Genomic DNA, 23,323 nt, shown 5'->3' on the forward strand with positions numbered 1-23,323 from the left:
ACTATTGGTTATCATTTTTATCTACTGAGCGATGAAAAAAGAAGAAAATGGTCTAAAGAAAATGGAATCGCTGGCCGAAGCACATCGAGCCTTTGGTTTACAGAAGCCTCAGCATCCGCTAATCAGTTTGATTAATGGTGTCTACACCCAGGTCGACGGGACCGGACTTCCCCATTATCATGTGCTGGGATTTTATAAAATAGCGTACAAACCAAAACTGAACGGCAAATTAAAGTACGGTCAGAGTTATTATGATTTTGATGAAGGTGGTTTGTTATTTGCTTCGCCTGGTCAGATCATTGGGGGAAACGACGTCGATGTCAGCGCGTGTTCCGAGTATACGTTGCTGATTCATCCGGATTTCTTTTTAGGGTACCCTCTCGCCAAAACAATAAAGCAGTATGGCTTCTTCTCGTATTCAACCAACGAAACGCTGCACCTTTCAGAAGATGAAAAAGTAACGATTTTTGAGATCTTTAAAATGATCGAAAAAGAACTGTTCAGCCGAATCGACGATTTCAGCCAGGATGTTGTCATTGCCCAAATTGAGTTGTTCCTGAACTATGCGAATCGGTTTTACAAACGTCAGTTCATCACCCGCAAAGCCGTAAATCACGGTCTTCTCCAAAAGCTGGAAGAAGTACTGGATCAGTATTTTGCGAATGAAACGTCGTTACGTCAGGGATTACCCACTGTTGGTTATCTGGCCGAATGCGTAAACTTATCGCCCAGTTATTTAAGTGATATGCTGCGGTCACTAATCGGGCAAAACGCTCAGCAGTACATTCATGATAAACTTATTGAGAAAGCAAAAGAGAGTCTTTCTACGACCAATTTAACGGTACAGGAAATCGCTTACGCGTTAGGGTTTGAGCATTCCCAGTCTTTTAGCAAGCTCTTCAAAACAAAAACTGACCTCTCGCCTTTGGAATTCAGACGATCTTTCAATTAAATGAGCAGCAGTGATTATTCTGTTTTTAAATCATTGAAGTATAGTTACTTAACTATACATGCACCCTACTTGCGCTGTGTATCAAGCAAGAACTAGCACACTTACCATTAGGTTCTTGTTAAACCCTCATTTCCATTTGATAAGTATAAGAATAAGTATACATTCAATTTTGTACCTATATTTACCTATAAAACCACTCTTCAAATTTACTTTATTTAATAAAAAGTAAACACAAAATTCCTCTTTAAAGAAAAAATATAAAACTGAACACATAACGTTTTCTTTTTCAATTAAAGAGTCAATGAAAAAGCTATTCTTTCTTTTTCTATTATCAACTATAGGAAAATCAATTGCTCAGCAAGATCCATGTGCTACGACAACCAGTTATAGTCTGACCTACCAATCCACTAACGGCTCTGGAAGTTGTACATTTCTTTTCACACCCACAGTTACGATTAACCAGATGGGTTCTTCCGTTAAATTGGTCCAGTATACATTTACAATAGAGTCAACCACTGTACAAGTCTGCTACTCAGGTAATCCTTTAGCAATCGTGAATTGTAACGGATCTTTTTCTGCACTTCCAGAAGGAGCTAACCAAGTCTTTCCAACTGCGACAGTTGTTTTACCTTGTACAGGTAACGGAACTATAGTGCTTAGAGGTAGCACATCTACACAAGGGGCAAGTACCTGTACAACTCAAACGATTAAATCAGGGCCTTTACCTGTTAAATTAGTATCCTTTAATGGCTCCTCCACACCTGCGGGTGTCGTATTGAACTGGGCTACTGAATGGGAGTCGTTAAATGAAGGGTATGAGATTCAGAAGAGCGCTACTGCCCAATCATTTGAGAATATAGGCTTTGTTCAAGGGCAAGGAAGCACACATAAAGTGTCGGGGTACGAATTTATCGATGCCAATGTAGAGCCCGGCACTATCTACTATTACCGGCTAAAGCAAAAAGATGTTGGTGGTATTATAGAATATTCTCCGATTATTTCAGTCTTGTACAGAACTGATCAGGAGATGCCTATCAAGGTTTATCCAAATGGGAATACAGGAGGCCGTTTTATGCTTTCGATGAGCGATGCTCAATCGGCAACCATTCGGTTATTTACTGAAGCAGGAATCGAAGTTCCGATCAATGTGAGTAAAACGACCGATCCTAACCAGGTATCAGTGGCTGCGAAAGCTACCCTTTCGAGTGGGGTGTACTTCCTAAAAGTGAATGGAATTTCTGATCCTCAGCAACAAGTGATCAGAGTAATCGTTCAATAAGGTTTGATTGAGTACGTATCCAGCCCAAAGTGTGATTTGGGCTGGATACGTACGCTAATATCTGGTACTCAGGTTAAACCCAGCCGTATACCACAAGCTGGCCAATGCCTGCTGGTACTTGGACCGTAACTCTTCCTGCTTGATCTGGTAGTCAATCAATTTCGTCTCCCGGCTGTTGACCAGAAACAGAGAACTCTCTCCTAGTTGAAATTTATCGACTTCTGCCTGGACTAGTCGCTGTTGATTCGCCGTTGTTTGCTGCTGTGTAATTAGCCGTTGTTCCAGCGTAACCAGCTCATTCCAGGCGCGTTGTACATCGATGGCAATGTCGCGGCTAACTTGTTGACGCTCCAGCTGTATCTGTTGATTTTTCAGTTGTACCTGCCGCAGTTTGCCCCGTTCGGCCCGCAGGAAAAGGGGAAAGGCAAAGTCAACGCCAATTTTGTGATTATCCGCTTGAAATCCGTACGGACTCGATCCCGCATAGTCGGCTTCTGACAATGGCCCCCGACTGAGCAAACTCGCCCCCACATTCATTTTGGGTAAAAGCAACGATCGTCGATAGCGTTCTTCAATCGTTAGCTGTTGTTGTTTGGTCGACAGTTTAATCAGGTCTGGATGCTGCTGGATGGCCCGGCTCAGTAATTCCTGATACTGCGCCTGATTGGCCAGTCCCGATAAAGCGGCTTGGGGAATAACGCCATCCGGCAAATCAACAGGACGAGAATCGGAACCCTCCTGACTGCTCCACAAAAAAGCGGTTAGATTGAGTCGGGCATTTTGCCAGTCTACAGCCGCTTTCTGCACCTGAAGCTCACGCTCCTGAACCGTAATCAGGGCTTCGGTGGTATCAATAGGGGCCGCATCACCGATCAGTGCCCGTTGCCGAACGGCCAGGAACCTCGTCTGCGCCAACTGATAACCACGTTCCGTCCAGCGAAACTGTTGATAGGCCAGATACCAGTCCCAATACCGTTTAGCGGCATCGAACAGCGTTTTATTGATCAACGAAATCCGTTCGGCATCAGCCATCGTTACGGCCAGACGAGCCTGCCTTAAGGTGTTACGACGCGCATCGATAAGTAAACCCTGGGTTATAGGTACACTCACCCCGAACGCCAGGAGCCCGCTCGATGGTACATTATTCTCTGGATTCAGGTATTTGCCTGTATTCCGGTCATAGGTCATTTTTACATCAAGGCCACCGGGTAGTATCGGCACCGCCAACCCTGACTGCCACTTATCGTAATAGAGTGTGTTGCCAAAGTTTTTTCGATTGTAATCCGAAAATAACTTGGGGTCAAATGCCCCCCTCGCTAACTGTACCTGCGCCTGTGCTTCCTGATTCAACAGAGTGGCCTGTCGGACAATTGGGTGATGTTGAAAAACTGCCTGATAGAATTCATCGGCCGTAAATACAACTCCTGTATCAACAGGGGTTAGTTCGCTCGTACTCGTCAGGGTTGTTCCGAGCGATGTTTCGGCGACGTTGATCGCGGTTCGAGACAAAACATCGGTGGTTACCGGACTCATTGTCCGACGGGAAACAGCTGGCCGTTGAGCTGGTGCCTGACCGAAAGCCAAGCCTGATCCCAGACCTAGCATCCCGAACCAGAGCAGATAAATGAATGGCTTCATATCGTTTCGGGTTTGTCGGGTTCTTGCTTCAAACTAGGCGGAAACCCATTTAACTGGCGCCACAATTCGTACCAAATGGGCACATCGTCGAGCATAACCCAGCCAACAACGCCCGAGCCAATACGTAGTTGCTTCGGCCAGGGTTGATCGCCCGCCAATCTGTCGGGAGTAACCAGAATCCGGTATTTTCCATTGGTGCTGTTAACCGCATCGATCACGGCCACTTTTCCGCCAAACGTACCCACGGCGACGGCTGGCCAACCCGAAAACTGAATCGCAGGCCAGCCGTCGAACTGTAAGCGGACCATCCGTCCGCGCTGAATGAGTGGAATATCCATTGGCCGGACATACAGCTCAATGGCAATGCTTGGGTTGGCAGGCTGCAAGGTAGCAATCGACTCGCCCTCTTTGATCGTTTCGCCAATCCCCGTTTTGAGGGATCGAACGATATACCCGTTTTGAGGGGCTCGAATAACATACATGCCCCGGCGGACAGCTACGTTGCTGATCTTATTCTGCATAACGGCGATGTCATTGTTCGCACTGGCCCGGCTCGACAACGCTGAACTCCGGTCCGACATTGTTTTAGCTACATCCTGTTCATATTTAGCCTGGATCAATTGCAGGTCAAGCCGCGCATTGGCTAGTTTCTGGCGTGACACATCCAGTTTATTCTCCTGCATGATCACTTTAGCATACTCTTGCTGAATGGTTAGTCGGCGGGTTTCTAGTTCGGTCAATGAGAATAGGCCATCCTTATAGCCCTTTTCATAGCGCTCGAGTCGGGCAACGGCAATCTGATAATTCCGGCGAATGGCCACTAGATCAGCACTGTCAATCCGAATCTGCAACTGACTCTGCTGGATTCGGTTCCGGGCCGAAGCCAGATCCACTTTAACGCCCGCGCTTAATGCGCTGATTTGCTCATCCAAGGCATTAATCTTGGCATCTGTTGCCTGTTGACTGCCTTTTTTAGCGGCTAACTGTTCGCCCAGTCGCTGGGGAAGTTGCGGGTCAAAATAATCGTCTTTGATCTCCGAAATAACCAGCAGGGTATCCCCCTTTTTAACATACTGTCCTTCCTGAAGCGACCACCGCTCAATTCGACCAGCAATTGCGTTCTGTAATGATTGGGGGCGATCCTGGGGCGTAAGCGCAGTTACGCTACCCGTGCCATTGATGGTTTGCCGCCAGGGCAAGAATAATACAATAGCAATCAGGAAGAGAAAGAAAAGCATCCAGCGGCCTAGTCGGCGACTACTGCGGGGATAAGGAAGTTCCTGTAATGTTTTGAGCGGATAGTCGGCGAACTTCTGCTCATCAATAGTTTGGTTCGATAAATTAAGCATGAGCGGGCGTATCAGTTTCTAGCGGTAAATCAGTGATGGCGCCTATTTTTTCGACACCAGCCAGCATATCAAAAACGGTATCGATACTAGACGTGAGCTTATCAACCGCTCCCGTAATTAATACGATCACCAGCTCTGACGCCACAAATTGACCCAACGACATCTGGCGACTAACGACCAGCGATGTGCCCAGGATAAGTAATCCGCCCGTTACAAGGGTTCGAAACGCTACTGAACTATAAAAAAAACGCTTTAATACCCTGAAATGGCCGTTTCGGTGGGTTATGTAATCAGCCAGTCGGGTGTCAATCTGGTTGATTGGATCAGTTGTATCCTGCCCTGGTCGTTGTTCGGTCAGGTGTAATGAATAGGTCTCCAGCCAGTCGACCACCTTATACTTATCACTTGATTCTTTGATACTCGTCCGGGTCCCTTCAGGGCCAAACAGGCGGATGACCAAATAAATAACCATCAGCGTGACCAGGCCAAATGCCAGAAAAACAGGATGATAAAAAGAAAGTAGAATAGTACCGAACAGAATCTGGATAGCTGCCGCCGGTACATCTATCAATACTTTGGTCATCCCCTTCTGAAGCGTCACCACATCAAAAAACCGATTCAGAAGTTCCGGTGGATAGTACTGGTTCAAGGCATCTGGTTTGATACGGGGTAGACGATAGGTCACCTCAAAGGCGGCTTTCACAAAAAGGCGCTGCTGGATTATTTCCACCAAAGTGTACTGAACGATGGTGAGTATACCGCCCACCAAAACCCCAATAATGACCAAGCCAATCAATACATAAATTGAACTAAAGAGCATGCCACTGGCTACCAGATTAAATACAGCCTGAATCCCCAATGGCAGCGTGAGACCAATCAGCCCTGTGATAATGGCAAATAAGAGTATATAAACAATATCTTTTCGCTCAGTCCCCAAAAGTCGCGTTAGTCGCTGTAAAGGTGTAGGTGGTGGCTGAGCATGTGTTATAACCGACATACTTACTAAAAAAAGGTTAGCATTAAAAAGTCATTAAAAAACCTCTTAATTAACTCTCTGAAAAGTTTTAGGTTCACTTAACGAAATTTAACGCATATTCATTAGTAATCATTTATTTAATTATTGACTAATTAAATAAATTCTATGTGTGATATTTAGTATATTAATGCTGTCTAAAATTTTATAAAAAATAGCAAAAAGATAATTATAGGACTAGATTAGAATTCAGTTAGAATGATGTTCATACATCAAATTGCCAAAAAAGCGACCGCGGAACGGTTACCCAATACACACCAGTCACTGTCTGAAGGCAAACAATTCTAGGTAGCCGCCAGACCCTATACGACTTTTAACTAAACGAAAGGGTGTTTCAGCTAAATCTGTTTTGGAAGAAGTGCAGAGCTTTGCACAAACAAAAAACAGAGCCCTGAAAGCAATCAGAATTCATGAATTTGGGGGACCAGAGGTAATGCTCGAACCCTCTTCTAACGACAGAAAATTATACAACAATAGCAAAGACAATCTTCATTACAGGCGCTTCAAAGAGATTTGGTAAAATCTGGGCAGAAGCTTTTTTGAAACGGGGTGATACCGTATGCGTGTCATTAGCATACCTTTTTCCGTCGATTTTGAAAATGGGGATAGTGATGATCGGCTGTAGTAGCGGAAAACGTTAAGCCCCTGCTTGATCTTGGCGTTGCCGGGATTAATACTTAGGCAGCCAGCGGCCCAACGTACCGATACGTGTTTAAAAGTACGCCCGTCGACGTGGTCATTGTGCTGATAAAAGCCAGTTCGCGTGGGTTAGCCGTGTCCGAAAAGAAGCGTTTGCCCCGACCCAGCAAGACCGGATATACGATCAGTATAACCTCGTCGGCTAATCCCTGCTCAAGCAACACGGCTATCAGGGTCGAACTTCCGCAGACAATCAGATCGGGGCCATCTGTGGACTTCAGGTTACGAATACCCGCTATAATATCCACGCCCAAGTCCTCAACCGGACCCCATTCGAGACTATCTGGCCTGTGCGTGGCAACGTATTTCGTAGCAGCATTCAGCCCATTTGCCATCGGATTATTCCCCGCCTTCGGCCAGTACTCAGACCAATTATCGTAGGTCCGACGCCCAAGGAGCAGATCAAAGTTACTGCCGTATGCTTTGATCTGCTCCTAGTCCAGCCGACGTCCGATAGGGTGTCGTCCAGGCGCCATGTACGAAATTCTCATCATTTTCGTGCTGGATTACACCGTCCAGCGAGATATGCTCCACGATTCGGATTGTTCTCATTTTGCTTGTTCTTCGTTTACTGTGTATACAAAGTTAAACCGTATGAAGCATAGCCATGAGGGGCAATCATGACAAAATGAGGTCGTTTTGCGACCAGTTGCAACTGCCCAAAATGAGGCCAATTCTCTACAAACGCGTGACTAAGCCAAGGGCGTTATTTTCTTCTGGGATTCGACAGGTAATAATGCCAAAGCATCATGCAGGCTACTGTTCGGAACGGCTCCCAGCCTTCACTGATTTCGAGAACTTCTTCTCTGGTACTGGAGGAAGCAAGCTGTTTTAGTCGTTTTAACGCATTGACAGCAGCCAGATCACCAATCGGAAAAATATCGGCTCGCTGAAGCGTGAACATCAAATACACGTCGACAGTCCAGTTGCCAATGCCCTTCAACCGGACGAGACGTTCGCGCACCTCATCGTTGGGTAGTTCGGTCAACTCTTCAAGATCGATCTCGCCGTTTTTCAACGCCTGCGCCAGCCCTCTTAAATAGCCCATTTTTTGTCGACTAACGAAACAGGCGCGCATCTCTTCGTCATTAAGGCACAGAATGGCATCTGGCGTAATCTCTGTTGTTTTCTCTTTCAGTTTATTGAGGGTAGCCAGAGCAGACGCGAGCGAAACCTGTTGCTCCAGGATGATATGCACAAGCGTCTCAAACGTATTTTCCCGTGTCCACATCGGCGGATAGCCGTGAGCATCCAAAATTGCTTTCAGATCAGCGTCCTGACTAGCCAGGTGCTCACATAACTCGTGATAGTTTTCGAGATTGAACGTTGCGGGTATTGCCATAAAGGCTGTAGTTAGGCTTTTTATGAGTTGATTTTTTAGCAGAACTTTCGCAGAAAGCCGTGCTAAAAAAGCGTCGGTGCCCTCTGGCTATTTTCCAGGTCAAGCAGGATGGATTTATTGTTCAGGCCACCGGCAAAACCAACCAGCTTTCCAGATGCGCCCACCACTCGATGACAAGGAACAATAATCGATACGGGGTTCTTGTTTAAAGCACCGCCAACCGCCCGAACCGCTTTTATGTCGCCCAGCAGGCGGGCAAGCTCGCCATACGTTTTGGTTACGCCATAAGGAATGCCGAGGAGTGCTTCCCAAACTTTAACCTGGAAATCAGTGCCTTTTAAATCAAGCGGAATGTCGAAGGTTGTTCTCTTCTTCTCGAAATACTCCGCCAGCTGTTGCTCCGTTTTTAACAGTATCGGAGCCTCATCGTCTTTCTCGGGCGTTGGTAATTTTGTTCGTTTATAGGCCTCGCCTTCCCACAATATGGCAGCAAGACCACTATCGGTAGCAACAAGTCGGATAAAACCGACAGGCGACGATACATCTTTATAGACCAGGTGTTTATACGCTTTCATTGTTTAGCTCAAGACGTTTTTCATCGGCAGTCTTCGTTACTCTGCCGGAATAAACTGGTCTTCAATTTTTACAACTTCTGACGATCCATTAGCGTTCTGTGCCTGGTTCTGATTAGCTGTTTTTCCATCGGGGAGCATGTACAACATGACGCCTACTCCTGCTACGCAAACCAGTAAACCTAGTACGCCAGCATGATAGGCCGCTTGCCAACTGTCTTTGGCGTAATAAAAGAATACCCCTCCTATGATACTTACTCCCAGTGCCGAAGCCGTTTGCTGAAAGGTTGAATACACGCCTGCTGCTGCACCAGCATATTGACCAGGTACATTCTTGAGGGCGATGTTTAACAGAGATGGCAGTACCAGCCCGTTACCCAGCCCCCAGATTCCCATTAATCCGATAATCAACCAGGTACTTATTCCCGGTACCCAAAGTTCTATTTGCAGGTAAAACGCCACGGCCAACAGAACAACACCGACTTGCAGAACACGTTTCCCAAACCTGACAATCATTTTGGAGGCCACTACCGAAGAGGCAATGAACAGGATGCCCGGAACAATAAAATACAACCCAGAATGTAAAGCGGAAACCCCGAGACCGTTTTGAAGATAGACCGCGCTCAACAGCAGATAGGCCGTATGTAACATGAAATGAAACAGTACTGCAACTAGCCCGATGTTGAAATCTTTGATCTTAAACAGCCGTACATCGATCAGGGGATTCTCGTTTTTGGCAAGTTTCCTTTTTTGATTGGCAATGAAATAGGCAAAAATACCGAACGATAAGGTCAGCAAGCCCAAGCTCCATAAAGGCCAGCCTGCTTCACGACCTTGAATCAGGGGGTAAATGAGACAAAACAGACCTATTGTCAGAATCAATATGCCCGTATAGTCGAATTTTGAGCCGTGCGGGTTCTTTGTCTCAGTCACATACTTTTTGGTAGCCCAAAGCGTCAGGATGCCGATTGGCAGATTGATAAAGAAGATCAGTCGCCAACCTTCAATGGCCCAATGCGTGTCGGACAGATAACCGCCTAACACTTGTCCGATTACAGCAGCGCTACCGAGTGTAATTCCATACAGGCCAAATGCTTTTGCCCGCTCTTTTACATCTGTGAAAAGTACCTGTATTAAGGCTATTGTCTGGGGGATCATAAACGATGCGCTCAGGCCCTGAAAGAATCTGGTTACATTGAGCTGCAAGGCGGAGGTCGATAAGCCGCATAAACAGGATGCCACCGTAAACGCGAACATGCCCCAGAAGAAGACCTTCTTACGGCCGAAATGGTCCCCTGCTCTTCCTCCGGTTATCAGAAAAGCAGCATACCCAAGCAGATAGCCTGCTATAACAAGCTGAATTTCGGCATCAGTAGCATGAACTCCTTTTTTAATGGTCGGTATGGCTATGTTAATGATGAATACATCAATTACGGAAAGTAACGGCGCCGACAATACAATGATCAGCTCTAACCATTTGTTTTTTACCTCTTTCATTTTAGATAAGTTTTTGGATGATTTTTTTTGCCGATTGTAGTTCGGTAGGCTGTTTGAATACAGAAGCCGCAACTATAGCCCCCTCTAAAAGCAGAAAAATGGTCTCTGTCAATTCCTGATCCGTCAGCAATTGTTTATGGCCAGATTGGGCAACAAGAGTCCTGATAAAATCCAGACTGTGCTGTTTGGTTAGTTGAATTTCGGTCAGTACGCGTGGATCGCTCGAACCGGCTTCATCGTTTGCCTTTATAAATGGACATCCACCAAATGCCCGGACTTCCTGGCGTTCAATGTGATGATCAAAAATGGCCAACAGCTTCTCTTTCGGATCGGCCACGTTAGTTACGGCAGCCTCAAGCCGGTTAAACCAGCGTTCATGGGTACGCTGGATATAAGCGACCAACAGATCCGTCTTTGTTTCAAAATGCTTGTACAAAGACGCCTTTGCGATATCAGCCTCCTCGATCACCTGGTTAATACCGGTATTACTATAGCCTTGCGCATAGAAAAGCCGCTCGGCGGTATCGAGTATTTTATCAGCGACAACCTGTCCTCTTTGTTTCATGAAACAAAGCTACGCCACAAATAGACAAAGTTGTCTATTTATTGAAAATTATTTTTTCGGACAATTGGTCTCGCTTTTCTGAAAGCCACAAGCGGGTTGATGGTGAGCATTGACCATTGACACGACTCCCAAGTCTTATCAATTCCCAATTTAGGCGCTGCTGCTGTTAGCGAAACAGCCAACAGGATAATCGATCTTTATGCGTACACGCGATTTGGGTTTTGCTACAGATCCAATGCTCGTGATCTGACCATTAGTTTTCAAAGTATTCGGGCCGCCACGCCGATCCACTTTAGTTGGACTTCTCACGACAATAACTTTGGACTTTCCAGGATAACATACCAGCCGCTTTACAGGCCAATTTTGCAGCGATAAAACGCACAAAAGATGGAAACGTCAACCATAGTTCTTGTCACCGGCGGTACTGGTTTTTTAGGAACCTATAGTATTCTTCAGCTTCTGCAAAAAGGCTATACTGTACGAACAACACTTCGCTCGTTAACCAAGAAAAATGAAATCATTGACGCCTTAAAAATAGGCGGCATTACGTCCTTTGATAAACTTTCGTTTATTGAAACCTCGCTGACGGAAGACAAAAACTGGGCCGAAGCTGTGAAAGGATGCACTTATGTATTGAGTGTAGCATCACCCGTTTTTATGACCTTACCCAACGACGAAAATGAAGCTATTCGTCCGGCGTTGGAAGGCATTATCCGCGTGTTGACAGCAGCACGCGATGCGGGGGTAAAACGGGTCGTCATGACCTCTAACTTTGGGGCCGTCGGATTTAGCAATAAAAATTCCAATAGCGTAACGACGGAGGAAAACTGGACCGATCCAAATGAAAAGGATTTATCGATCTACGAAAAATCAAAACTCCTGGCCGAACGGGCAGCCTGGGATTTCATTAAGCGCGAAGGTGGCCCGTTAGAGTTTGCCACTATCAACCCAGTAGCTATTTTAGGTCCTTCTTTAGGTAAGCACGTTTCTGAAAGCTTTGGGCTTTTGGTGCATCTATTAGACGGCTCCATGAAAGCAGTTCCCCAGATTCCGTTGAATATCGTTGATGTTCGCGACGTAGCCGCATTGCATATTCTGGCGATGGAAACGCCTGATGCAAATGGGCAACGCTTCATTGCATCAGCCAATGGTCAGATTTCTTTCCCCGAAATTGCTAGGCTCTTAAAAGCAAAACGCCCCGCTGTGACGCAAAATATTTCGACCCGAGTCATACCCAACTGGGTACTTCGGCTAGCCGCTTTGTTTAACCAGCAGGCAAAACACGGTGCGTCCTTATTGAAGATCAACCGAAATGTTAGCAATGAAAAAGCGAAGAACGTCTTAGGCTGGACACCGATTGCCACTAACGAGGAAGCTATTCTTGCTTCTGTAGACAGTCTGATCAAGTACGGGATCGTAAAGACGGAACGTTAGCTGATCAATTAATCCCATAATTATGGAATCTGACGTTTTCTTAGAACAGTTTATTCCCGATCATGTCTTTGTCTATATCCTGAAGGGTGGTTTTCACTGCTACGATGGCAGCAAAAGCCACGTGTTGCGGCATGATGATTATGCCCTGTTCCGTAAAAATCATTTGATCAAATACGTTCGGGAAAAAGGAAGTACTGACGCTGAGTTTATGCGATTATGCGTATTCGAAGGAACCGAGTTCATACGTTTGTGCCTGGAGGAACCGTTTCTGAAGGCATTTCAGGAAAAGCACCAAACAGCGTTCGTCAAGTTTAAACCGCAGGATTCCTTTGTTAAGCTCAAAAAAAATAAGCTGATTCCAGATTTCATTCGTTCGTTAAATCGCATCTACCATCAGGGCGAAATTGACGAAGCCTTTACAGATGTCAAACAAGAGGAATTGCTGATCATTTTACTGCAACAGCAGCCTGAACTCACTGGCATTTTGTTTGATTTTGGCAAACCGGAGAAAATAAATATTGAAGAATTTATGCTCCGTAATTACAGGTTCAATATAGGCGTCGAGCAATTCGCCTATTTGACAGGGCGAAGTTTATCGGCCTTCAAACGGGATTTCAACGCTATTTTTAACGAGACACCCAGTCGTTGGTTGGTTCAAAAACGGTTGCAGGAAGCCTATTTTCTGCTCAACGAAAAGCACAAAAAGCCCTCTGATATCTATCTGGAGTTGGGCTTTGAGACCTTCTCACACTTTTCGTTTGCCTTCAAAAAGCAATTCGGATTAACACCCACCGATTTGATCGAGCAGAAGCCAAAGACCCCAGTTAAAAATTTTGACTAGTTTCGGGCATGACTATTCGAAATGCTACCCTGGCCGATCTGGAGGCAATCCATTCCCTTGAACGCGTCTGTTTTCCCGACAATGAGGCCGCTTCCTTAGCCTCATTCAAACGAAGGCTTACCGTTTTCCCGAATCACTTTTGGCTACTGGAAGATGATGGCACACTCATTGGCTTCATCAATGGTATGGTCACGGATTCTGACACCATACAAGATGACATGTTTGGGCAGGCCGAATTGCACAACGAACAAGGCCGTTGGCAGTCTGTTTTTGGCTTAGCCGTTTCTCCCGATTATCGAAAACAAGGTTATGCCGAAATCTTAGTCAATCATCTGATCGACAGGGCGAAACAGCAACATCGAAAAGGAATCACCCTGACGTGTAAAGCGAGGCTGATTCCTTATTACGAAAAGTTGGGATTTTATAGTGTCGGCTTATCTAAATCGGCGCACGGAGGAGAAGTTTGGTATGACATGAAATTAGATATTTGAACGCACGCTAAAACTAGTGCTTTGACAAAATAGATTCTAGGTGTTTCTATAGATTCTTTCGATTGCTATTATACTGATAATCAGAAGCTATAGAATCAACCGCGCGGGCGGCCCCGAGAATCTCTAGAATCTAAATTGGAAGAGTACTAGCTTAACCAGCTAAGACGCCCCAATTCACTAATTGATCGCGTAAAAGAGAGGCCGATTGAAAATGAATTGCCTGAAAGCCCAACGCGCGGGCAGCTTCTACATTTAGCAAATTATCATCAATAAACACGCACGTTTGGGCTTCTAAGCCATAACGTTCAAGCAAGAGCGTAAAAATGGCGAAGTCGGGTTTAATCAGCTTTTCTTCGCCCGACACCAGAATACCGTCAAACAAGCTAAAAAAGTCGAACTTCTGGAGAGCAATCGGAAACGATTCAGCAGACCAGTTTGTGAGTCCATACAGTGGGTAATCTGCTTGTTTTAATTCCTTCAGGATAGCCACCGAGCCAGCAATTGAATCGCCCAGCATTTCCTCCCAACGGCTATAATAGTGAGCAATGAGTTCCTTATGCTCAGGGAATTTCTCCTGTCGTTCTTTGGTCGCATCAGCAAACAAGCGCCCCTTATCTTGCTGGAGATTCCAGTCGTTCGTGCAAACCGTGTCCAGAAACCAATCGATTTGGGCTTCATCGGGAATCAATTTCCGATACAGATAACGCGGGTTCCAATCGACCAAAACTCCTCCAAAATCAAATACAATTGTCTTTATTGCCATCTTCAGTTCAGTTTAAGCAGTGAGTGTAGCTTTTCAACGGGCAAAATACGGTAAGTGCCAGGCGAGATTTATTCACTGAATTAGCCAAGACTGGTAGTAGATTACCCCATACCCACAAATAGACTATACTCATTCGTCAATATGGCATTGATGGAACGAGATTATTAGCAACTAAACCAACTCGGAAGGGGCTTTGCCAAACCTTTTTTTGAACGAATGCGAGAAATGAGAGAGGCTTTCAAAGCCTAAATCGAGGTAGATGACCGAGGGCTTCTGATGCTTTTTTTCGATAAGATGACGTGCCTCTAACAGTCGCCTTTCCTGTAGCCAATGCCTGGGCGAAGTCCCGAATGTTTTTTGGAAATCACGCTTAAAGCCCGCAAGACTTCGGCCAGTAAGCTGGGCAAATTTTTCGACCGGAATATTGAACTGAAAATTGCTGAGCATGAATTTTTCCAGATCAATCTTATAGGGTTCCGAAAAGTCGAACAAAAATGTGCGAAGTTCGGGCATGACATGCAATAGCAACTTCACTCCTTCCCGCACTTTCAGCATCCCCATCTCAGCCGGTATATTTTCGGCCGGATTGCGGACATAGGGAATCACCGATTGAAAATAGCCCCGCAAAAAATCGTTTCCGGGAATAAGCAGATTGGGTGGTCCAACGTATTTCTGCTGGGATTCCACCTGCTCTTCCAGTGCAATTTTCCGAAGCAGATCTTCCTGTAAGGAAATAACAATCGTTTCATAATTCTCCCCCGGCAGCGGAGTTTTGGTGATCTGCCCCAATTGGTTTTTGCCAATCAGCAGCATATCACCGCTCCGCATCGAAATTGTCTGCTCAAACGTTTCCAACGTAAACAGTCCCGCTACCTGTAACACCAGGGTGTTGTGCTTCAGAAAGCCCACTTTATCTTTCCGCTGGGTCGAGAGGTACGAGTAAAAAATGACTCCCGGAATAATTTCTGTTGGATTCGTCATGGGGTAAAGGTAAGCACAGACGGGCTTTTCTGAATCCGACTAGCGAACCAGATACGTACCTCCGGCTATGGCACCAGGGGCAAAAACTGTGTTCAGTGTGTTCATTTCTTCCGGCGTAAAGACGATTTCCATAGCCTGGCTGTTTTCTGGCAACCGCGCTCGACTACTCATGCTAACCAAGGGCATCATGTGTTCGCCCTGTGCATTTACCCAGGCAATGGCCAGTTGGGTTGGAGTATACCCTTTTTCAGCGGCCATCGTCTTTAATACCTCAACTTTTTCCAGATTCTTCACCAGATTTTCGCCCTGAAACCGCGAAAAATGATTCCGGTGGTCATTGGCCGCGAGCGGGGCTGTCATATCACCCGTTAGTAAGCCCTCGGCTGTATTGGCAAATGCCACAACGCCAATGCCTAATTCTTTCGCGGTGGGTAGCAGGTCCTGTTCAATCTGCCGATCTGCCAGTGAGTACCCAATTTCCAGGGCAGTTACCGGGTAAACGCTATTGGCTTTCCGCAGTTGGTCGGCGTTGATTTCCGACACACCTAGGTAACGAACCTTCCCCTCTTTGATCAGATCAGCGACCGTTCCAATCACATCTTCTATCGGAACGCTGTTATCCAGTCGGCAGGGTTGATAAAGATCAATGGTATCGATTCCCAAACGCACCAACGAATAATTAATAAAGTTCTTGATGGCTATTGGGCGCAGGTCCAATCCGAGCCATTGGCTACCGTAGAAGATAGCCCCAAACTTAACGCTAATAAAGGCGTCGTCTCGCCGACCTTTGATAGCTTTGCCGACCAGTAGCTCATTATGGCCGCTACCGTAAAAATCGCCTGTGTTTAGGAAATTAATGCCATTGTCTAGTGCCTCCTGAATAGTAGCCACGCTTTCCTGTTCGTCTCGTGCGGCAGAACCCCAAACGGGCGACATGCGCATACAGCCCAATCCAAGTTTCGACACGAGGGGTCCATTGTTGCCTAAAGCAATCTTTGTTATTGTTGTCATACGGATAGTAGTCGATTAACAATACAAAGTTCAGCGCTTATCCCTTGTCGCCGATTTCGTTTATGGCTCAATTTACTTGTCTGAATGGCTCAACAGTAAGCCAGTCTTCTTCTGTTTTTATCTGGTTTTTCACAAAAAATTACCAATACCTAGTGCTTTGACAATTTAGATTCTAACTGTTTCTATAGCTTCTCGAGGCCGCCCGCGCGGTTGATTCTATTGCACTGATAATCAGAAACGATAGAATCAACCGCGCGGGCGGCCTCGAGAAGCTATAGAAACAGTTAGAATCTAAATTGTCAAAGCACTAGTTCACCAATTGCGTTTTGATTGGGGTTTGGTCGGCAATTTCTTCACTGGCGGTTTTCAGAATAATGTCGCCGGGTTTCAGGGCTCCAAAAACCTGTGTCTGTCCAGCCGTATCATCGCCTTTCTGAACAGTTGTCCGGACGGCTTTCCCGTTTACTACTTTTAGCACAAACGTCTGATCCATCGTGCTAACAACCGCGGTTTTTGGAACGTATAAGCTGCCTTCTGCCGATGAGCTGACAGGCAATCGGACCGAGGCAAACATACCAGGCTTCAGCTTTCCCCCTTTGTTCTGAAAATCAATTTCGACCATCTCTGAACGAGTCTCTGGCCGAACGTTATTTGAAATGCGGTTGATACGTCCCGTAAAGTTTTGGTTCGGGAAACTACGCACCGAAAACTGAACCGGGTTTCCCTGACGAATATCGCCTAAATAAGCCTCTGGAACAGCAATCCGCAACCGGAGCCGATCGAGTTGCTTGATTTTTAGCATCGGTACGCTATTTTGGCCGCCCGGCCCCACAAATGCTCCCGGTGAAAGCCGACGATCAGTAATGACACCAGTAAATGGAGCGGTGATTTTGAGGTAGCTTACGAGCTGATTGACCGAGTTATAGTGCGCATTGGCCGCTACTACACCTAAACTGTCCGAAATAGCTTTTGTACGGGATGTCTCCAGATCCACAGGCGAAATAGCGCCCAAGGTGCGACTGGTACGCAGCACCCGTAGAAACGTTCCTTTACTAGCGCCATAAACTGCTTCGGCCGCTTTCACTTTCGAATAAGCCTCAGTCAGATTGGCGGTCAACTCGGGCGCTTCCAGCTCGGCCAGCACCTGCCCTTTTTGTACCTGATCGCCGATGTCGACATGTAGCGCCTTAACATAACTGCTGACACGCGGGTACAGATCGGTTTCATAATAGCTTTCCAATTCGCCCGGAAGGTTCAGTTCGGACGTTGGGCGGGAAGCAACGACGCGAATGGCTTCGTATCGGATATCTTCGTCAACCGGCGTTTCGGCCATCTTGCTCTTTTCGGCGGAGGAGTTACCACACTGACTCAATAGCAACCCCAGGCTGGCCAAAAGGGCTATGTGTATACTTGATCGGAGAACAGAATAGAGTTGCATAAACCTTAGTTTAAATTGGGGATCTATGATGTATGATATAGGATGTATTATATCTAAAATTCAACGCACTTATACTGTGATTATCAGCATATTGACACACGCCACACATCCTATATCAAACATCATACATCTACTATATCATACATCAAGCATTATCCCCCGTGGCGATTCCGCAAGGTCCACCGGCAGACCATCGTAAACTGTACTCGCGGGATCATCTGGGTTGAGAGAAGGCGAATCGAAAGTTGTTTTTCGTTGAACAGATGCAAACACAACGGGCAAAATCAGCAAGGCAGCCACGGTCGAGAAAAGCAGTCCGCCAATAACGGCCCGCCCCAACGGAGCCGTTTGCTCGCCCGATTCGCCCAGGCCGCTGGCCATCGGTATCATCCCGGCAATCATTGCCAGCGCCGTCATGAGAATAGGGCGCAGACGAGCCGCCCCTGCCACCCGAGCCGCTGCCCGGGCATCGCGGTAGGTGAGTCGCAGGGACTCGGCGTTGGTGACCAGCAGCAACGCATTCGCTACAGACACCCCTACCGACATGATAATGCCCATGTATGATTGCAGGTTCAAGGTCTGACCGGTTATCAGGAGCAGCGTAAGCGCTCCTGCCAGTACAGCGGGTATACTCACCAACACTACACTCGCCACCTTAAATGATTGATAGTTAGCCGCGAGCAACAGGAAAATCACCACAATAGCCAGTCCTAGCCCAAACTGTAAGCTGCTGAGTGTTTCCTGAAGGAGTTGTGCCAGGCCGCGCAATTCAACTACAGAACCTTTGGGCGGATCGCCAGCGACAGTAATGGCAGCCTGTACATCGCGCGTGGCTGTTCCTAAATCCTGGTTGTTAATGTTGGCCGATATCGTAATGATTCGGCGGGGCCCAATCCGGTCGTACTCACCCGGAACGGTGGTGGGCGTAATGGTGGCCACGTCGCCGAGGGTAGGACGAAGCTGGCCTTTTACCAGGGGAATTGCCTGTATGTCGGCCACCGACTTCATCTGATCCTGTTCCAGTTGAATCTGCACCTGATACGCAAACCCTTTCGACTGATCGAGCCAGAGGTTTTTGGCCGTAAAACGACTCGACGACGTAGCCGCAACCAACGATTTCGAAATCTCATCGGTACTTAACCCCAATTGAGCGGCCCGTTCGCGATCCACTTTAATCGACACCGTTGGATAGCTAAGCGGCTGATTGATCCGCAGATCGCGCAGGTACGGAATCTCACGTAGATGACTCATTAATCGGTTGGCGTAGTGCTGACCTTCTTTAAGGTCTTTCCCACCAACCAGAATTTCGATGGGTGTTTGTGCACCCTGACTCATGATCTTATCGGTCAAATCAATAGGCTCGAAGGATAGCCGAACGTTGGGCATCTTCTGCCGAACCCGCTTGCGAATCTGCTCTTTCAGCGCGTCTAATGACTCAACCTTATACTCCTCAGACAGATTGATCTGCAAAACTGCTTCGTGTGGCCCAGCATTGAATACATACAGCGCACTGGTGCCATAGCTGGAAGGCGTCATGCCCACAAAAGCCGACGAAATTGCTACGTTATTCTGGCCAACAATGTCGTTGATCTGCTTGATAACCCGTTTGGTTAGCTCTTCTGTCCGTTCGATACGTAAGCCCTGCGGCCCCACAATCCGTACCTGAAACTGGTGCGCATGATTTTGCCGAGGCATCATATCCTGACCAATCTGCGTGAATCCAATGCCAATCAGCACCGCACAAACCAACACATATACCCCAATCACCAACACCCGGCGAGCCAGCAAACTATCCAGCAACCGCAGGTAGCCTAGTTTGAATCGTTCGAAGCCGGTTACCTTTTCGGGGTGCTTTTCCTCGTAGTTCTCCTGTCTTACTTCTGGTTGATTCGGCAAATCGGGGAGAATGCTTAAGTCGTGGGGAGCCGCGTGTTCATGGTTTTTCAACCACCAGTTGGCCACTACGGGTACAAATGTTTGCGATAGCACGTACGACGCAATAATCGAAAAGCCTACTGATAGCGATAAGGGCAGAAACATTCCGCGTGGTACGCCATTCATCAGAAAAGCCGGCGCAAAAACTGCCAGAATACATAACGTAATCAGCAAGAGCGGAAACGACATTTCCATACAGGCATCCAGAATAGCGCGGGCTTTGGGCTTTCCCATTTCGAGGTGCTGGTGAATATTTTCGATCACCACCGTTGCCTGATCGACCAGAATCCCAATGGCCAGCGCCAGTCCTGACAGCGTCATAATGTTAATGGTTTGCCCGGTGAGATTGAGCAATAGAATGGCGCTCAGGATCGATACCGGAATTGTCAGAATAACAATCAGCGAACTGCGCCAGTCGCCCAGAAAAAGCAGAACCATCAACCCCGTCAGAATAGCACCCAAACCACCTTCAACTGCCAGACTATGCACCGCCTGCGTTACGTAAACCGACTGGTCAAATTCATACGTAAGCTGCACATCGTCGGGCAACAGGGCCTTCATTTCGGGGAGCTTGCCTTTCAGCGCATTCACGACGCTCATGGTGGAGGCATCGGCGCTTTTTGTTACCGGGATATACACCGATCGCTTTCCGTTGACGAGTGCATACCCAACCGTAATGTCGGTGGCATCTTCGACCGTGGCTACGTCATGAAGGAATACGGTAGGCCCCACTCCTTTTCGTAGCGGGATATTCATAAACTCATTTACCTTATCGAGTACCGTATTGCTGGGAGTCATGATCGTATAGTCGCCCATTTGGACGCTGCCCGCTGGCGAAATTTGATTATTCTTCACCACCGTCTGCACAATCTCGTCGGGCGTTAGTTCGTAGCTACGCATCCGTTCTGGATTCACTTTCACGACCACCGTACGTTCGTTTCCACCGAACGGCGGAGGAGCCGACGCACCAGGAATCTGAGAAAACAGCGGCCGAATCCGGGTAGACGCCAGATCCTGCATTTCGCCCAGCGATGCCCGTCGACTGCTGAATACCAACTGTCCTACAGGCAAACTGGAAGCATCGAACCGAACAACCGTAGGCGGCACAGTACCCGGTGGCAGGTAATTCATTACCCGACTGACCTGGTTGGCGACTTCGCCCGACACCTGCGCCATATTCACGTCTTCGTAGAACGTACATTTTACCAAACACAGCCCCTGAATATTCTTTACCTCAACATTCTTGATACCCGACACATACAACAGTTGGTTCTGATAACGAGTAGCAATAAAGCCCTCCATCTGAGCGGGTGTCATACCGCCGTAGGGCTGGGCAATATAAATTGTCGGGAGATTGAGCCGGGGAAAAATATCGACCGGAATCGAGAGCAAGGCCAGCACCGCAAACAGTACAATGCCCGCCAGCGCGACGATTACGGTAATAGGTTTGGCTAAGGCAGCTTTAATCATAACAGTTGAGTTAGCGGGGAAGTTGTTGGAGAAACGAGTCTAAATCACCAGCCGTAGCGGCCCGTAACAGCAGGGCACGCCATACGCTGTTCGTAACTAATGATTGATCGACTTCGGCTCGATTGAGCAAAGCGCTGGTTTGGGTAAGTGCCTGAATATTATCTAAGCCGGACTCGTAGCGAGCCTGCGACTGAATATAGGCTTGTTTAGCGGCATCCAACTGAATAGGTGCCTGCTGAGCCCGCGCCTGTGCCAGTTGCAATTGCAGAAGCGCATTCTGGCTCGCAGCCTGAATACCCAACGCCTGTTGGTCGTAGGCCTGCTGGCTGGCCTTGATCCGTTCGCGCTGGGCCGAAACAACGTATTTATTCCGCCATAAATCGGTAGGGCGCCAGATGGCCGTTACCCCAACAATGTAGTTAAAGGAACGTAGCGGAAGCCCGGCTCCCAAGGATGGATCGATGCGGAACGTGCCGTCGGCCTGGGCCTGTTCGCTAATGCCAGAGCCACGCCCCTGAAGCGACCCAAGCAGCGCAATTGACGGCAGTGCAGATGCTTTCAACAAGCTTTCGCTCGCTTTTCCCAGTTCGATATTTTTCTGGAATACACGGAGTTGCGGATGCAAAGCCGGATTACTGCCAGCAGCCAGCGGAAGCTGCGGGAGTTGATTATAAAAAACCATCGAGTCCAGTTGCACCGTCGGATTGGGTTGCCCAATCAACTCGGTCAACCGAAGCACCTGCTGTTGTGCCAATTGTTGGCTTTCCAGCACCTGTAGTTGGGCGCGGGCCACTTCCGTATTGGCCACGGAACTGTCGATACCCGGCCGGAGTCCGCCTTCGGTACTCGCCCGAATGATTCGTTGAAGCTCGCGCGATCGTTGAAGATTGGCCGTTTGCAACGCGACCGATTTCTGGGCATTCAGCGCCAGTAGATAGGCGTCGCAAACGCGCACCTGATGGGTAAATAACTCCCCTTCGTAATCGGCCTGGGCCTGTTCCACCGCCAACCGTGCCTGATCGCGTCGGGCCTGACGACGGCCAAACGTAACGGCCTCCCAATCGATCACCATCGACGCTGCACTGGTCCAGGCTGGCTCATTTCGGAAACCATCGGTACGCACCCCCGAAATTGGCAGAAGTAATCCTCCATTGGACACATAGGCTCCGCGCACCTGATTGGACGTCGCGTTCAGGGTCTGTGCCTGAACACCCGCCTGCGGCAACAAAGCCATTGACAACGCCTGCGCATCGGCTTCGGCCGCCTGAATGGTAGCCAGTTTCCCGCGTAAACCAGGGTAATTAGTTCGGGCTAATTCCAGTGCTTTGGGTAACGTAAGCCGATTGGCGTTGGTCGATAGGGAATTACCCGGTTGCGCCAAACTCTGGCTAAACCAGATACTCGCCAGAATGGTTAGTCGGCCAAAATATCGTTTTTCTCCGCTGAGCATGAGCCTATTTCAATAAATAAAGCCAAAGCTACAGGGCAGAGATTAGAGCCAAATTAGAGGCAAATTAGTTATTATTAGAACGGATTAAGGCAGTAGTATTTGCGTGGTGTCGGTTTTGAGAAACTGACACCACGCAAATACAAGAGGGAGGAGAAAAGTTTGTCAATTTGCATTTTAATTGTCGCTACAGTTGCGCGCTTATTGTTGCAAGTCGATTCATATTATGGTCGAAGCTATCGGTCTCAAACTCAGCTAAAATGTGAGATTTTGAGACGGTCCGCCGTTGCGGTTGAATCACGAGATGACTTTATGAGACGTCATCACATATTAAAAGAATTTATCTGGATGGTAACTGTCTCAATCTCAAGAATGGGGTGATTTTGAGAGACGGTGAATGGGTATGATTTATAGCAAAAGCGTCAAGTGAAATTGAGTCTATTAGTAAGTCATTTGGTCCGACGTTTCTTCATAAAAACAGCCGCTACCCAACGGGCAACGGCTGTTCGAGCCAGTGAAAACTAAAATAACGTGAATAATGGATAGAACCTAAAATCGGCCACTGATTATCAGTTATTTATAGTGT

At 47.4% G+C, this 23,323-nt stretch carries 20 protein-coding genes; 5 read left to right on the forward strand and 15 right to left on the reverse strand.

Annotation, left to right across the window (positions count from 1 at the left end):
* Positions 1-31: 31 nt before the first annotated feature.
* Together ACYVGR_RS05495 and ACYVGR_RS05500 are read left to right on the forward strand one after the other, a co-directional pair.
* Positions 32-952, forward strand: a complete 921-nt coding sequence (locus tag ACYVGR_RS05495; RefSeq protein ID WP_460954364.1) for a helix-turn-helix domain-containing protein — start codon at positions 32-34, stop codon at positions 950-952.
* A 301-nt stretch (positions 953-1,253) separates the two neighbouring features.
* Positions 1,254-2,231, forward strand: a complete 978-nt coding sequence (locus ACYVGR_RS05500) for a T9SS type A sorting domain-containing protein (protein ID WP_460954366.1) — start codon at positions 1,254-1,256, stop codon at positions 2,229-2,231.
* Between the two features lie 54 nt (positions 2,232-2,285).
* Here the strand turns inward: ACYVGR_RS05500 and ACYVGR_RS05505 are convergent, their stop codons facing one another.
* The 9 genes from ACYVGR_RS05505 to ACYVGR_RS05545 form a co-directional block, all read right to left on the reverse strand.
* On the reverse strand, positions 2,286-3,869 hold the full coding sequence (locus ACYVGR_RS05505; RefSeq protein ID WP_460954368.1) for a TolC family protein: 1,584 nt from the start codon (positions 3,867-3,869) through the stop codon (positions 2,286-2,288).
* Complete coding sequence (locus ACYVGR_RS05510; protein ID WP_460954370.1) at positions 3,866-5,218, reverse strand: HlyD family secretion protein; 1,353 nt, start codon at positions 5,216-5,218, stop codon at positions 3,866-3,868. Before ACYVGR_RS05510 ends, ACYVGR_RS05505 begins: the two co-directional genes overlap by 4 nt.
* A complete protein-coding gene (locus tag ACYVGR_RS05515) occupies positions 5,211-6,215 on the reverse strand; it encodes an ABC transporter transmembrane domain-containing protein (protein WP_460954372.1) in 1,005 nt (334 codons plus the stop codon). The genes ACYVGR_RS05510 and ACYVGR_RS05515 overlap by 8 nt, the downstream gene beginning before the upstream one ends.
* A gap of 713 nt (positions 6,216-6,928) precedes the next feature.
* A complete protein-coding gene (locus ACYVGR_RS05520; protein WP_460954374.1) occupies positions 6,929-7,285 on the reverse strand; it encodes a dihydrofolate reductase family protein in 357 nt (118 codons plus the stop codon).
* A gap of 73 nt (positions 7,286-7,358) precedes the next feature.
* Positions 7,359-7,502 carry a hypothetical protein gene (locus ACYVGR_RS05525; protein ID WP_460954376.1) on the reverse strand — a complete coding sequence of 48 codons (144 nt, stop codon included), beginning with the start codon at positions 7,500-7,502 and terminating at the stop codon, positions 7,359-7,361.
* Positions 7,503-7,656: 154 nt separating this feature from the next.
* On the reverse strand, positions 7,657-8,292 hold the full coding sequence (locus ACYVGR_RS05530) for a DNA-3-methyladenine glycosylase family protein (RefSeq protein ID WP_460954378.1): 636 nt from the start codon (positions 8,290-8,292) through the stop codon (positions 7,657-7,659).
* A gap of 62 nt (positions 8,293-8,354) precedes the next feature.
* Positions 8,355-8,867, reverse strand: a complete 513-nt coding sequence (locus ACYVGR_RS05535; RefSeq protein WP_460954380.1) for a methylated-DNA--[protein]-cysteine S-methyltransferase — start codon at positions 8,865-8,867, stop codon at positions 8,355-8,357.
* 36 nt (positions 8,868-8,903) lie between these two features.
* A complete protein-coding gene (locus ACYVGR_RS05540) occupies positions 8,904-10,361 on the reverse strand; it encodes an MFS transporter (RefSeq protein WP_460954382.1) in 1,458 nt (485 codons plus the stop codon).
* A 1-nt stretch (position 10,362) separates the two neighbouring features.
* Positions 10,363-10,926, reverse strand: coding sequence for a TetR/AcrR family transcriptional regulator (locus tag ACYVGR_RS05545; RefSeq protein WP_460954384.1), 564 nt, complete (start codon positions 10,924-10,926; stop codon positions 10,363-10,365).
* A gap of 387 nt (positions 10,927-11,313) precedes the next feature.
* Here ACYVGR_RS05545 and ACYVGR_RS05550 point away from each other — a divergent pair, with 387 nt between their 5' ends.
* From ACYVGR_RS05550 to ACYVGR_RS05560, 3 genes are read left to right on the forward strand one after another with little or no spacing between them, the layout of a single operon-like run.
* Positions 11,314-12,360 carry an SDR family oxidoreductase gene (locus ACYVGR_RS05550; RefSeq protein ID WP_460954386.1) on the forward strand — a complete coding sequence of 349 codons (1,047 nt, stop codon included), beginning with the start codon at positions 11,314-11,316 and terminating at the stop codon, positions 12,358-12,360.
* Positions 12,361-12,382: 22 nt separating this feature from the next.
* Positions 12,383-13,201: a helix-turn-helix domain-containing protein gene (locus ACYVGR_RS05555; RefSeq protein ID WP_460954388.1), complete on the forward strand. Its 819-nt coding sequence runs from the start codon at positions 12,383-12,385 to the stop codon at positions 13,199-13,201.
* Between the two features lie 8 nt (positions 13,202-13,209).
* Positions 13,210-13,692, forward strand: a complete 483-nt coding sequence (locus ACYVGR_RS05560; protein ID WP_460954390.1) for a GNAT family N-acetyltransferase — start codon at positions 13,210-13,212, stop codon at positions 13,690-13,692.
* A 151-nt stretch (positions 13,693-13,843) separates the two neighbouring features.
* Here the strand turns inward: ACYVGR_RS05560 and ACYVGR_RS05565 are convergent, their stop codons facing one another.
* The 6 genes from ACYVGR_RS05565 to ACYVGR_RS05590 form a co-directional block, all read right to left on the reverse strand.
* Positions 13,844-14,455, reverse strand: a complete 612-nt coding sequence (locus ACYVGR_RS05565) for an HAD family hydrolase (RefSeq protein WP_460954392.1) — start codon at positions 14,453-14,455, stop codon at positions 13,844-13,846.
* Positions 14,456-14,626: 171 nt separating this feature from the next.
* On the reverse strand, positions 14,627-15,436 hold the full coding sequence (locus tag ACYVGR_RS05570) for a helix-turn-helix domain-containing protein (RefSeq protein ID WP_460954394.1): 810 nt from the start codon (positions 15,434-15,436) through the stop codon (positions 14,627-14,629).
* Between the two features lie 39 nt (positions 15,437-15,475).
* Positions 15,476-16,447, reverse strand: a complete 972-nt coding sequence (locus tag ACYVGR_RS05575) for an aldo/keto reductase (protein ID WP_460954396.1) — start codon at positions 16,445-16,447, stop codon at positions 15,476-15,478.
* Between the two features lie 307 nt (positions 16,448-16,754).
* A complete protein-coding gene (locus ACYVGR_RS05580; protein ID WP_460954398.1) occupies positions 16,755-17,885 on the reverse strand; it encodes an efflux RND transporter periplasmic adaptor subunit in 1,131 nt (376 codons plus the stop codon).
* A 138-nt stretch (positions 17,886-18,023) separates the two neighbouring features.
* The gene (locus ACYVGR_RS05585) at positions 18,024-21,290 is read right to left on the reverse strand and encodes an efflux RND transporter permease subunit (RefSeq protein WP_460954400.1); all 3,267 of its coding nucleotides are present in this window, start codon (positions 21,288-21,290) and stop codon (positions 18,024-18,026) included.
* Positions 21,291-21,300: 10 nt separating this feature from the next.
* On the reverse strand, positions 21,301-22,740 hold the full coding sequence (locus tag ACYVGR_RS05590) for a TolC family protein (RefSeq protein ID WP_460954402.1): 1,440 nt from the start codon (positions 22,738-22,740) through the stop codon (positions 21,301-21,303).
* Positions 22,741-23,323: the final 583 nt, after the last annotated feature.

Source organism: Spirosoma litoris (assembly GCF_054776755.1).